Here is a 12,266-nt window from a genome sequence, read left to right as displayed (position 1 = left end):
CTAAAGCACTAGGCAGCGGGTGACGAAATAACGCGAAAGTAATACACTAACTCCAGTAAAAAAATCGATAATCAGTCCGGTAGAAAGGTCGATAAAATTAATTCAGATAACAACAATATATAACTTGCGCCCAAACGAACTTTACCTTTACGTAAACTTCATATAAGGTGTAGTCAATAGCAGGATGACTAGTAATGAATGAACCACAAAAGAGCTACTCAATTAGTGAGCTGGCAAAAGAGTTTGATGTCACAACCAGAAGCATTAGGTTTTATGAAGATCAAAGTTTGATCAAACCTAATCGTCGTGGCCAAACACGTATTTATAGCCCACAAGACAGAGTCAGACTGAAATTAATTTTACGGGGTAAACGATTAGGTTTTTCGTTAGCAGAAACTCGTCGTTTATTCGAATTATACGACGCCGATCGCTCTAGCGTGCAGCAGTTACACACCATGTTAAGTTTAATCGATGAGAAAAAAGATCATCTGCAACAACAAATGGAAGACATAACTGTAGTACTAATGGAGTTGAGTTCGGTGGAGGCTCGCTGTAAAAGCGAATTAAAAGACTTAACTTAGCCGTCGCAAATGTCGGCACAACGGAGACTGACATGCAATCAACCTTTAGCTCACTTAACTTTGGCCTCGGTGAAACCATCGACATGCTGCGCGATACCGTCAACGCATTTGCCACCGATGAAATAGCGCCGCGCGCCGAACAAATTGACAAAGACAACGAATTTCCAGCGGACTTATGGCGTAAATTCGGTGATATGGGCTTATTAGGCGTTACCGTAGCGGAAGAATTCGGTGGAGTTGATATGGGCTACTTAGCCCATGTAGTAGCAATGCAAGAAATCAGCCGCGCGTCGGCGTCGGTTGGCCTGTCGTACGGTGCCCATTCAAATTTATGTGTTAATCAAATCAACCGTAACGGCAACCAAGCCCAAAAAGAAAAATACCTACCAAAACTTATCAGTGGTGAGCATGTTGGCGCACTAGCCATGAGTGAGCCCAATGCTGGTTCTGACGTCGTATCAATGAAACTTCATGCCCGCAAAGACGGCGACCGTTACATTTTAAACGGCACAAAAATGTGGATCACCAACGGCCCCGACGCTCAAACTTATGTCGTGTATGCCAAAACAGATCTTGATAAAGGTGCGCATGGCATTACCGCATTCATTATCGAACGTGGCTTTAAAGGCTTTACTCAAGCGCAAAAACTCGACAAATTAGGCATGCGCGGCTCAAATACTTGCGAGCTAGTATTTCAAGACTGCGAAGTACCAGAAGAAAACATTTTAGGCGGATTAAATAACGGCGTTAAAGTGTTAATGAGTGGCCTTGATTACGAACGCTTAGTGCTAGCCGGTGGCCCATTAGGCATTATGGACGCGTGCATGGACTTAGTTGTACCTTACATTCACGACCGCGTGCAGTTTGGACAATCGATTGGTGAGTTTCAACTCGTGCAAGGCAAAATAGCCGACATGTACACCCAAATGAACGCAGCAAAAGCCTACGTTTATGCTGTGGCTCAGTCTTGTGCCCGTGGTGAAGCCACCCGCAAAGACAGCGCCGCTGTTATCTTATTCAGTGCTGAACTTGCCACTAAAATGGCCTTAGACACCATTCAACTGCTCGGTGGCAATGGTTACATTAACGAGTTTGCCGCGGGTCGTTTATTACGCGATGCTAAGCTGTATGAAATTGGCGCAGGCACCTCTGAAATTCGCCGGATGTTAATTGGCCGCGAATTATTTAACGAGTCTAAATAGCCTAAGTACCGGTTACATAACTCGAACCTTTCTTATTATCCCTTTTTCATCTGCTGGGCCCTTGTGGCCCAGCGATTATCAGGAGCTCGCTCGTGGCAATTATCGCTTCAAAAATCAATTCCCGTAGTCAAGAATTTATCGCCAAGTCTGACGCGATGCAAACACTGGTTACTCAGCTTAATGACAACCTTGAAACCTTAAAACAAGGCGGCGGTGAGGTTGCGCGGCAACGTCACCAATCACGCGGAAAAATGTTGGCGCGTGACCGCATTAACGCCCTACTTGATAATGGCTCGGCGTTTTTAGAACTTAGTCAATTTGCCGCGTGGCAATGTTACGAAGACTTTGTGCCTTGCGCTGGAGTTATTGCTGGCATTGGCCGAGTCAGCGGCATTGAGTGCATGATTGTGGCAAATGACGCCACAGTAAAAGGCGGCACCTATTACCCGTTAACGGTTAAAAAGCACTTGCGCGCCCAAGACATTGCCGAACGTTGTCACCTGCCCTGCATTTATTTAGTCGACTCTGGCGGCGCGTTTTTGCCACGCCAAGATGAAGTATTTCCTGATCGCGATCACTTTGGCCGAATTTTCTTTAACCAAGCCAACATGTCGGCCAAAGGCATTGCACAAATAGCCTCGGTGATGGGCTTGTGTACCGCCGGTGGCGCTTACATGCCCGCGATGGCCGACGAGTCGATTATCGTTAAAGAGCAAGGCACTATATTCTTAGCGGGTCCGCCATTGGTAAAAGCAGCCACCGGCGAAGTCGTTAGCGCCGAAGACTTAGGCGGCGCCGATGTTCATTGTAAAGTATCAGGCGTGGCCGATCATTACGCTCAAAACGATGAACACGCCTTGCAAATTATTCGTTCAAGCATCAGCCGCCTTAACCACGTTAAGCAGCCCAACATCAGCTTGCTGCCAAGTGTTGAACCGTTATTTGACGCCAAAGAGCTTTACGGCATTGTTGGCACCGACTTGAAAAAGCCGTTCGACGTGCGAGAAGTAATAGCGCGCGTGGTTGATGGCTCCGACTTTGATGAATTTAAGCAATATTACGGCACCACGCTGGTTTGTGGTTTTGCTCGTATTCACGGTTATCCGGTGGGCATTATTGCCAATAACGGGATCTTGTTTTCTGAATCAGCTCAAAAAGGCACTCACTTTATTCAATTGTGTTGTCAGCGCAAAATTCCGTTGGTGTTTTTACAAAATATTACCGGCTTTATGGTTGGCCAAAAGTACGAAGCCGAAGGCATTGCCAAACATGGCGCGAAAATGGTTACTGCGGTATCTTGTGCCAAGGTGCCTAAATTTACCGTGTTAATTGGTGGCAGTTATGGCGCAGGCAACTACGGCATGTGTGGCCGCGCTTATGATCCGACTATGATGTGGATGTGGCCCAACGCCAGAATTTCGGTGATGGGTGGCGAGCAAGCCGCTGGTGTATTAACCCAAGTTAAGAAAGATGGCTTAGCCCGCAAAGGTGAGTCGATGACCGCCGAACAAGAAGCGCAATTTAAGCAGCCGATTATTAAACAGTATGAAGAGCAAGGTAATCCGTATTATGCCAGTGCCCGTTTATGGGACGATGGCATTATTGATCCGGCGCAAACACGTCAAGTGCTTGGGCTGGCCATTTCCGCCGCATTAAACGCGCCAATTGAAGACACTCAATTTGGCATTTTCAGAATTTAGGGGCCGCCATGAATACCACTGACTATAAATACCTTACCGTAACAATTGATAGCCGTGCCATTGCCACCATTACCATGACCCGCGTTGAAGTGCATAACGCCTTTGACGATGTCATGATAACCGAACTGATGAATGCCTTTTCAACCTTAAAATATGACGATAACGTGCGTGGCGTTGTCTTACGTTCTAAGGGTAAAAACTTCTCTGCGGGTGCCGATGTTAATTGGATGCGCGCCATGGTCAATAATAATTTCCAGCAAAATATTGATGACGCTGCGCTACTGGCCAAATTAATGGCCGCGATCAACTTTTTTCCAAAACCAACCATTGCGCTAGTACAAGGCGCGGCTTTTGGCGGTGCAGTAGGCCTAGTAGCCTGTTGCGATATTGCACTGGCGACCCCACAAGCCAGCTTTTGCCTCAGTGAAGTTAAAATTGGCTTAATTCCAGCGGCTATCAGCCCTTATGTGGTCGCCGCGATGGGCCAACGCCAAGCACGGCGCTACTTTTTAACCGCCGAGCGATTTAAAGCGCAGCAAGCCGTCGACTTTGGTTTGGTTCATCAAGTGGTTGATGATTTAGACAAGGGCGTCACCCCGATTATTGATTCGTTGCTTGGCAACAGCCCCGCGGCGATGGCCGCAGCCAAAGAGTTAATTGAATTTGTCAGCTCAAAACCCGTTGACTCAAGAATTATCCATGGCACCACAGAGCGCATTGCCACCATTCGTGTATCAGACGAAGGCCAAGAAGGCCTCAACGCATTTTTAGACAAACGAACGCCGTCTTGGGTCAAGGAATAACATTATGTTTGATAAAATTTTAATTGCTAACCGCGGTGAAATTGCGTGTCGTATTATCGAAACCGCTCACAAAATGGGGGTACGCTGCGTCGCGATTTATTCTGATGCAGATAAAGACGCACGCCATGTCGCCATGGCCGATGAAGCATTCCATATTGGGCCATCACCGTCGAAAGACTCTTACCTTAGAATGGATCGTATTTTAGCCGCGGCTCGCGAGTCGGGCGCACAAGCTATTCACCCCGGTTACGGTTTTATGTCTGAAAACGTCGAATTTGCCAAAGCCTGTCAAGCGCAAGGTATCGTATTTATTGGCCCCCCGGTTGGCGCTATTGACGCGATGGGATCTAAAAGTGCGGCCAAAATCATTATGACCGATGCGGGTGTGCCGTTAGTGCCCGGTTACCACGGTGACAACCAAGATCCAGCGTTCTTAAAGCAGCAATCTGAACTTGTTGGTTACCCGCAACTGCTCAAAGCAGCCTATGGCGGTGGTGGCAAAGGCATGCGTGTGGTCTGGAACCTTGACGAATTTGACACGGCACTAGCTTCAACCAAACGTGAAGCAATGGCCGGTTTTGGTAACGACAAAATGCTCATTGAGCGCTACCTAACCAAACCCCGTCACGTTGAAATTCAGGTGTTTGCCGACAATCACGGCAACTGTATTTATTTGTCAGAACGTGATTGTTCAATTCAGCGCCGTCACCAAAAAGTGATCGAAGAAGCGCCTGCCCCTAATATGCCAAGCGAAATCAAAGTGGCGATGGGTGAAGCAGCCGTCGCTGCAGCAAAAGCGATTAATTATCAAGGCGCTGGCACGGTTGAGTTCTTATACGACGAAGACGGCTCGTTTTACTTCATGGAAATGAATACCCGCTTGCAAGTTGAGCATCCGGTTACTGAAATGATCACCGGCCAAGATTTAGTCGCGTGGCAGTTAAAAGTAGCCAGCGGCGAGCACCTGCCTTTAACGCAAGAGCAAGTAACGGTTGATGGTCACTCGATTGAAGTGCGTATTTATGCCGAAGATCCTGACAACGAGTTTTTACCGGCGACCGGCCAACTTAATTATTTGCGCCAGCCCCAACAATCGCGCCATGTGCGAGTTGATACTGGGGTTCGTCAAAATGACGAAGTCAGCAGTTTTTACGATCCGATGATTGCCAAATTAATTGTATGGGACGAGACCCGTGAACGCGCCATTGCTCGAATGTTGCATGCGCTTGACGAATATCGGATTGGCGGTTTAAAAACGAATCTTGGCTTTTTAACCAACCTTGTTGGTGCCGAGCCGTTTGCACAGGCACAGCTCAATACCGGCTTTATTGAAAAGCACACCGACTTACTGTTTAGCCCAGCAACTGATACCAGTCACCGTGCCCTCGCCTTGGCAAGCTTGGCCATTTTGCTTGGCCGCCAGCAACACAATAAGGTTGCGAGTACCCAATGTAACGATCCTTTTTCACCTTGGGCTAATACCAGCGGCTGGCGTTTAAATGAATTGCCAAGCCACCAGCTTGAACTGACTGATCAACACGGCATTGCTCATTTTATTCATGTCACCCAAAATAACGACAGTTATCACTTTGATTTTGACAATGTGAAGTTAACGGTCAGTGGCCAACTTAGTGATGATCAGTTAAGCGCCACCATTAATGGCCATAAAATCAATTTACTGCTTGATCAAACCGATCAGCATGTCAGTTTATTTATTAAGCAAGACATTCATCATTTCTCGATTAAAGGTCACGGCAGCACCGAATTTGTCAGTGAAGAAGCCGAGTCAAAACTGACCGCGCCAATGAATGGCACCATTGTTAGTGTCATGTGCCAAGAAAATCAAACCGTCAAAGCTGGTGATAGCTTAGTGATCATGGAAGCGATGAAAATGGAATACGCCATTACCGCGCCATACGATGGCACGGTAACTGAGATATTTTATCACGACGGTGATATGGTAAAAGACGGTCAACTGTTGGTCGAATTTGAGGCTCAGGAGTAACTCATGGCGTTACCAAAATTTGTAAAAATTGTTGAAGTGGGTGCCCGCGACGGCTTGCAAAATGAAGCCGCGGTTAGCCTTGAAGATAAAATCACCTTAGTCAACGCTTTGAGTGAAACAGGGCTAAAGATGATTGAAACAGGCAGCTTTGTATCACCGAAATGGGTGCCACAAATGGCCGACAGCAGCACGCTATTTAGCCGAATTGAACGTGGCGATGGCATTACTTATTCGGCGCTAACGCCCAACCTTAAAGGTTTAGAAGCCGCCATTGCGGCGGGCGCTGATGAGGTAGCAGTGTTTGGCGCGGCGTCAGAAAGCTTTAGCCAAAAGAATATCAATTGCAGTGTCGAAGAATCACTACAACGCTTTGAACCATTAATGGCACGTGCCGAGCAAGCAGGATTGCGGGTGCGAGGTTACGTGTCTTGTGTCTTAGGTTGCCCTTACGACGGAGAGATTGCGCCTGAAAAAGTAGCGATGGTCGCGCAAAGACTTTACCAAATGGGCTGTTATGAAATAAGCCTTGGCGATACCGTGGGCGTGGGTACGCCACTCGCCGTAAAAACCATGTTAACCGAAGTAATTAAGGTAGTACCGGTTGATAAACTCGCGGTACATTTTCACGATACCTACGGCCAAGCATTAGCCAACATTTACAGCGCGTTAGAACTAGGCATTAGCGTAGTTGATAGCGCAGTGGCAGGACTCGGCGGCTGCCCTTACGCTAAGGGTGCGTCGGGCAATGTTGCAACAGAGGAATTAGTTTACATGTTAAACGGCCTTGGCATTATCAGCGGAGTCGACCTTGAAAAACTGGTCAGTGCTGGCTGGGATATCAGCAAAGCTCTAGGAAAAGTACCTAATTCAAAAGTGGCCTTGGCGTTAAAGCCTGCGGTTTAGTGCTCTACTCACCGCCCCCAAACTAAAGCCCTAACTAAGGCTCTCATTAAAGTCCTAATTACAGCTATCAACTTGGCTGTTGTTAGGGCTAACAACTCAACTCTCTCCATCCCTCAAATGTTTTTAGCTAGTTGGTACAAAGGCTCTTAAATTTTTTTTGCTGTGTGTATCTAGCGCAGTGTTTCCAATAAGCCCGTGGGCAATTTTTCTTCAGGGCTATTTTTAACGCTTTGTTAGCAATCTTATCTTAAGTCATTGTGTTAATTTGATTTTAGGTTTAGAGTCTGCTTCAAATTGTTGTTTCAATTTCGGGCTTATTGCGGAATTTGGATAATATATTGTTAATATGCCAAGGAGATATCCCCATAAATGTCCATTTCATTAAACAACTTTAAACTCGCAATAACAGATGCGAAAGAACTCGCACAATGTTACGACTTATTGAATGTTAAAGATGATGCATCGCCACCTGAAGCACTAAAACGGGCAGCGTTGATAATGACTTTGACAGCTTGGGAAACCTATGTAGAAGATATTGCAACTGAGTTATTTACTAATAAATTTGGTGCACTGCAAGGCTGCCATATTGGTAACTATCTTGAGCGTCAATTCTCATCAAAATTGAAAATGTTTCATAATCCAGGTTCACAAAAAACCAAAGAGATCTTTGAAGAATTTTTTGATGTCAATGTTACTGAAAGTTGGGTATGGAATAGCTACCAAACTCCTAAGCAAGTAAAGCAAACCTTAGATGGCTGGCTAAAGCGCAGAGGGGAAGCGGTTCACCGATCTCAAGTTGATATTACAAAACCCGATTTAATTAAAAGAAATGAACTAGATAAATGTGTAAGATTTATATCTGAACTTGTTGATATAACAGATAAAGCTTTAGAGTCGGTCTAAGCGTTATCTGCAGCTTAAGTTGGCGTCATACAGTACAGTACATTAAATCAATAATTGACTATGGAATATTTATGGAAGTTATAACTGTAACAAGTGTGTTTTCCGCAATAGTTGGGGCATTAACTGGAAGTGTGGGCGCGGCATTATTAGGTGCCGCTATTGGTGCTGGTTTGTCAGCTTCATTGATCGTTATTCACGAAACAAATCGTGAAAGAAAGAACAGAGCACTTGATCTTATACAAGAATATACATCCCCAAGCTACATTCAAATTCGAAATGATGCAGGTAAAGCACTCAGGAAAGCAATCGATGAGTTAGACTGCCCATCATGGGACAACCTCTATCACCAACTTACACCAGAAGAATGGCAAAAAATATCTAAAATAGAGCACTTCTATAAAAAGCTAAACTTTATGATTGATATCAAAGAGGCTGATGCTAAATATTTAGGTAAATACTTCGAGACTGAGTTTTGGCATTGGCAAAGCAAGTATTTTAGTCGGGTTAATATCGCATCTGGTAAACCTACAATGAGTTTTTCCGCTTTAGCTAATGTAATAAAGCAACCCAATAAAAATACTGTTCTAGTTTCCAACTCAGTTGAAACTGAATAACAAATATAATATCAACATGTGAATAAGGGACACTCATTAATTTAGATCATTAAAATCAATCTTGAGTGTCATTTAGTTGTTACTTTTCTGTGTATATCACCTCAAGTTAGGTGACCAAGTTCACTGTACCACTGCACTGGAAGCCGTAAAGGCAGGTGGACATTAATAGGTTTAACTCGCTAATGTTTGAGTTAAACCTATTAATGGTTACTCTAAATACTTATGTTCTTGTACAGGTAAATCGGCCTCTTTTATTTGCAGGGTGTTTAATTCCTTTACTTCCAAAACTGATTCTTCCCTTACAAGCAGCATAAGAATACGAACCACCACGTTTTAGTGTTTTTGTTTTTTTAGAATAAGCAGCTATATTAGCAGAGTGAGTATAGTACGTGTCTTTTGGTCCATCCCCACATTCTTTTTTACTGTGCTTTAAATCGCCACACCAAACGACAAAAATTCGACTAGAACATGTATTTTTAAAAACAAGATTATCATAACTTTTAGAGTTAGTTGACGCGCTTAAACAATTCATTGCATTCTGTCCAGGGTTACCAGCGAATGAACTTGTGCTGGTAAAAGCGAGTATACAAGACAAGAAAAACAAAATTTTAATTTTCATATTGAACCTTTTTAGATTAATCAGTATTACGGTTTCTATTTAGAATATTGCAATATATATCGCGGGACTAGCCGCCTAAATAGGGGCGGGGATAATACACTACACCAATATTGGATACACCACTTTGTAGTGGCACAGTGACTTTGGTCACGTAACTATTATCCTTGCACGAGTAGCCGTTTCACGCCAAATCTATTCCATAACGTAATTCACCACCTACAAATTAATAGCGCAATAAACGCTCAACTATATGGTTTTATTCTTAAAATAAAGAAATAAGATTGATGATAAATGCATTAGGACAATACGGCGAGTTAATGGGTAAATAAGGACACCCATTAATTTAGATTATTAAAATCAATCTCATGAGTGTCCTTTAGTTGTTACGAATAAAAGTATCTCCGTAGACAAATGAAACGATTGAAATGTTAGATAATTTCAATTATTGTTTTTATGCTAGAAATTCAGGCTCAATGCTGCTGACATAGAGGGTAACCTGTAATTAATAAGCTTGGATATCGTGATATTTCATATATACATTTACTGATCTATAAGAAGTTACGGTTACTTAAAATATGGAAATCCAGATGAACGAATTGAACTTTTTGATAACTATTGCTGGCATATATTTTATGCTGGCAGTAAGTCCGGGACCGAACTTTTTAATTATCTCAGTGGCTGCCGCTGGTAAGTCGAGGTTGTACGCTACATTTGTCGCGTTGGGTGTTTCGACAGCTAGTGTGTTTTGGTCTGGTCTTGCTGCAATGGGACTTGGATTGGTGCTGGCTCAATTTCAAGGTTCGCAACGAGCATTACAAATTTTTGGCGGTATGTACTTATTGTATATCGCTTTTAAAACATTAAAGAATGCAAAGGCACCACTGGCTAAAAATATCGAAGTATCCGCAGATCTAAATGTTTTTTCAGGGTACTTATCGGGCTTGTTGACCAATTTAGGAAACCCTAAAAGCTTAATCTTTTTTTCAAGTGTTTTCGCCACACTTTATACACCTGACATTACTACGACTTTAAAGGTTTGGTCGATTTTAGTAGTGGGAGTGGTGTCTATTGGTTGGAACTTAGTGGTTGTTTTTGTTTTTTCTTCTAAAAAATCACAAAATATTTATACTGGAAGTAAGAAGTGGATTGATTATATGACTGGTGGCTTAATTGGCTTTTGTAGTCTTAAGTTGATTCTAAATTTCTAATGTTATTGAGTAAATAAGGTGTGAGTATCTATGAGTAGCAATATTCCTTTTCAGACGATTGACTGGCAAAGTATCGCGAAAACTGAGCATTTTGGTATCACTGGCACTGCCTATTGGCAAACAATGCAGTTTGGTGGTTTACGTGTGAGATATGTTGAATATTCTGAGAATTATAAAGCTGATCATTGGTGTGAAAAAGGTCACATAGTTTACTGCTTAAAGGGTGAAGTTATAAATGAATTCAAAGACGGTACTCAATCCACTTTGAGTGAAGGCATGTCATATATTGTTTCTGATGATCTTAGTTCTCATCGTTCAATTACCAAAGGAGGCGTTCATCTACTGATAATTGATGGCGATTTCTTGAAATTGGCAGAATAAGGGACACTCATTAATTTAAATCATTAAAATCAATCTTGAGTGTCATTTAGTTGTTACTTTTCTGTGTATATCACCTCTTGTTAGGTGGTCAAATTCACTGTACTACTACAGTACCGCTACAAGCTCTGCCTAACTGGTAATTGTTGAGTGTCCTAACTTGTTTTATCGCTATAAGCTTATATAATCAGTGCTTTAACCTATCTATGGACTCCTTTATGTCTAAACGCCCAACTATTCGCGATTTAGCCCAAGCCGCTAATGTCAGCAGTGCCACTGTTGATCGTGTATTAAATAACCGCTCAACGGTTAGAGATGCAACAGCACAGCGAGTATTAATTGCGGCAGAAAAAATAGGTTATCACGCGGCAGGGTTACTCAAAATACGCCATAAAGAGTCCAAGCCGATAAAACGAGTCGTGTGTTTATTACAACGCAGTTCAGACTTTTTCTATCAATCGCTCGGCTTGGCCATTGAACAAGCGTCTTCCCAATTAATGGATTTTCAACTCGAGGTTTCCATTGTCTTTATGGCTGAGGTATCCCCAAGTCATATTGCCGAGCAGCTAAAACAGCAAGCGGCGAAAGCCGATGCTATTGTGCTCGTTTCTCTTGATCATCATACCGTTAACAAAGAAGTCGAAAAAATAATCTACCAAGGCAAGCCTGTTATCACTTTGCTCTCTCCACTTTCATCTCCGGTTCAAAGTGGCCATATCGGACAAGACAGTCGTAAGGTAGGTCGTACAGCTGGTTGGGCTATTTCTAGTCTTGCTAAGAAATCCGGTGAAGTCGCAATTTTGTTAGGTAGCCACCGCTACTTAAATCAGGAAATAGCTGAAATAAGCTTTATCTCTTACTTTCGTGAATTTGGTGGTGGTTTCACGCTGTTACCCCCGATTTTAAACCTCGATGACGATAGACTGGCCGCAGAAGCAACTGCGCAACTATTGGCTGATCATCCTAATTTAGTGGGTATTTACAGTGCTGGAGGAGGAGTAAGTGGCATGATTTCGACTTTGCGATCAGAAGAAACACCCGATAACTTGGTGACTATTTGCAACGAGTTAATGCCTGCGACCCGTGATGCATTAAGAGACGGTATCGTCAATATGGTTATTGCTACGCCGGTAGAACGTGTCGCGCAAGAGGCAATAGCAATGCTCAACCGCGCTTTTTTAGCGCGAGGCCCTGTCTTAAATAATACGATCTACGTACCTTCTGAATTATATATCTCTGAGAATATCTAACCGCATTAGACATGTATTAACTTGATTTGAGTTGAGTTGCTTAGTTGAATACCAAATAAGTTTGATCATCGACAGGCATTACTTGTAACTCTTGGTGTAC

General features: G+C 43.3%; 12 protein-coding genes. 11 read left to right on the top strand and 1 reads right to left on the bottom strand.

What is annotated here, in order from left to right:
• The first annotated feature begins 194 nt into the window (after positions 1 to 194).
• From HRU23_14070 to HRU23_14035, 8 genes are all read left to right on the top strand, one after another.
• On the top strand, positions 195 to 581 hold the full coding sequence (locus tag HRU23_14070) for a MerR family DNA-binding transcriptional regulator (protein NRA55266.1): 387 nt from the start codon (positions 195 to 197) through the stop codon (positions 579 to 581).
• Between the two features lie 32 nt (positions 582 to 613).
• On the top strand, positions 614 to 1,783 hold the full coding sequence (locus HRU23_14065) for an isovaleryl-CoA dehydrogenase (protein NRA55265.1): 1,170 nt from the start codon (positions 614 to 616) through the stop codon (positions 1,781 to 1,783).
• 92 nt (positions 1,784 to 1,875) lie between these two features.
• On the top strand, positions 1,876 to 3,483 hold the full coding sequence (locus HRU23_14060) for a methylcrotonoyl-CoA carboxylase (protein ID NRA55264.1): 1,608 nt from the start codon (positions 1,876 to 1,878) through the stop codon (positions 3,481 to 3,483).
• Positions 3,484 to 3,491: 8 nt separating this feature from the next.
• The gene (locus HRU23_14055; protein ID NRA55263.1) at positions 3,492 to 4,286 is read left to right on the top strand and encodes an enoyl-CoA hydratase/isomerase family protein; all 795 of its coding nucleotides are present in this window, start codon (positions 3,492 to 3,494) and stop codon (positions 4,284 to 4,286) included.
• 4 nt (positions 4,287 to 4,290) lie between these two features.
• Positions 4,291 to 6,291: an acetyl/propionyl/methylcrotonyl-CoA carboxylase subunit alpha gene (locus HRU23_14050; protein ID NRA55262.1), complete on the top strand. Its 2,001-nt coding sequence runs from the start codon at positions 4,291 to 4,293 to the stop codon at positions 6,289 to 6,291.
• A gap of 3 nt (positions 6,292 to 6,294) precedes the next feature.
• A complete protein-coding gene (locus tag HRU23_14045) occupies positions 6,295 to 7,194 on the top strand; it encodes a hydroxymethylglutaryl-CoA lyase (protein ID NRA55261.1) in 900 nt (299 codons plus the stop codon).
• A gap of 369 nt (positions 7,195 to 7,563) precedes the next feature.
• Positions 7,564 to 8,097, top strand: coding sequence for a hypothetical protein (locus HRU23_14040; protein ID NRA55260.1), 534 nt, complete (start codon positions 7,564 to 7,566; stop codon positions 8,095 to 8,097).
• Positions 8,098 to 8,168: 71 nt separating this feature from the next.
• The gene (locus tag HRU23_14035; protein NRA55259.1) at positions 8,169 to 8,711 is read left to right on the top strand and encodes a hypothetical protein; all 543 of its coding nucleotides are present in this window, start codon (positions 8,169 to 8,171) and stop codon (positions 8,709 to 8,711) included.
• 220 nt (positions 8,712 to 8,931) lie between these two features.
• Here HRU23_14035 and HRU23_14030 read toward each other — a convergent pair whose 3' ends face one another.
• Positions 8,932 to 9,330 carry a hypothetical protein gene (locus HRU23_14030; GenBank protein ID NRA55258.1) on the bottom strand — a complete coding sequence of 133 codons (399 nt, stop codon included), beginning with the start codon at positions 9,328 to 9,330 and terminating at the stop codon, positions 8,932 to 8,934.
• Between the two features lie 587 nt (positions 9,331 to 9,917).
• On the opposite strand from HRU23_14030, the gene HRU23_14025 reads away from it, so the two are divergent.
• The 3 genes from HRU23_14025 (at position 9,918) to HRU23_14015 (ending at position 12,166) form a co-directional block, all read left to right on the top strand.
• Positions 9,918 to 10,538 carry a LysE family transporter gene (locus HRU23_14025; protein NRA55257.1) on the top strand — a complete coding sequence of 207 codons (621 nt, stop codon included), beginning with the start codon at positions 9,918 to 9,920 and terminating at the stop codon, positions 10,536 to 10,538.
• 30 nt (positions 10,539 to 10,568) lie between these two features.
• Entirely contained in the window at positions 10,569 to 10,919 is a 351-nt protein-coding gene (locus tag HRU23_14020; GenBank protein NRA55256.1) for a DHCW motif cupin fold protein, read from the top strand.
• A 215-nt stretch (positions 10,920 to 11,134) separates the two neighbouring features.
• Positions 11,135 to 12,166: a LacI family DNA-binding transcriptional regulator gene (locus HRU23_14015; protein ID NRA55255.1), complete on the top strand. Its 1,032-nt coding sequence runs from the start codon at positions 11,135 to 11,137 to the stop codon at positions 12,164 to 12,166.
• Positions 12,167 to 12,266 lie beyond the last annotated feature (100 nt).

This window comes from Gammaproteobacteria bacterium (assembly GCA_013214945.1).
Taxonomy (GTDB): domain Bacteria; phylum Pseudomonadota; class Gammaproteobacteria; order Enterobacterales; family Psychrobiaceae; genus Psychrobium.
The sequence above is the reverse complement of the archived record's forward strand: the minus strand, read 5'-3'. Positions and strand labels throughout refer to the sequence as shown.

Coding starts and splice junctions, on each gene's coding strand:
- HRU23_14070 (NRA55266.1), top strand. CDS start 195: ATGAATGAACCACAAAAGAGCTACTCAATTAGTGAGCTGGCAAAAGAG.
- HRU23_14030 (NRA55258.1), bottom strand. CDS start 9,330: ATGAAAATTAAAATTTTGTTTTTCTTGTCTTGTATACTCGCTTTTACC.
- HRU23_14065 (NRA55265.1), top strand. CDS start 614: ATGCAATCAACCTTTAGCTCACTTAACTTTGGCCTCGGTGAAACCATC.
- HRU23_14040 (NRA55260.1), top strand. CDS start 7,564: ATGTCCATTTCATTAAACAACTTTAAACTCGCAATAACAGATGCGAAA.
- HRU23_14035 (NRA55259.1), top strand. CDS start 8,169: ATGGAAGTTATAACTGTAACAAGTGTGTTTTCCGCAATAGTTGGGGCA.
- HRU23_14055 (NRA55263.1), top strand. CDS start 3,492: ATGAATACCACTGACTATAAATACCTTACCGTAACAATTGATAGCCGT.
- HRU23_14045 (NRA55261.1), top strand. CDS start 6,295: ATGGCGTTACCAAAATTTGTAAAAATTGTTGAAGTGGGTGCCCGCGAC.
- HRU23_14050 (NRA55262.1), top strand. CDS start 4,291: ATGTTTGATAAAATTTTAATTGCTAACCGCGGTGAAATTGCGTGTCGT.
- HRU23_14020 (NRA55256.1), top strand. CDS start 10,569: ATGAGTAGCAATATTCCTTTTCAGACGATTGACTGGCAAAGTATCGCG.
- HRU23_14015 (NRA55255.1), top strand. CDS start 11,135: ATGTCTAAACGCCCAACTATTCGCGATTTAGCCCAAGCCGCTAATGTC.
- HRU23_14025 (NRA55257.1), top strand. CDS start 9,918: ATGAACGAATTGAACTTTTTGATAACTATTGCTGGCATATATTTTATG.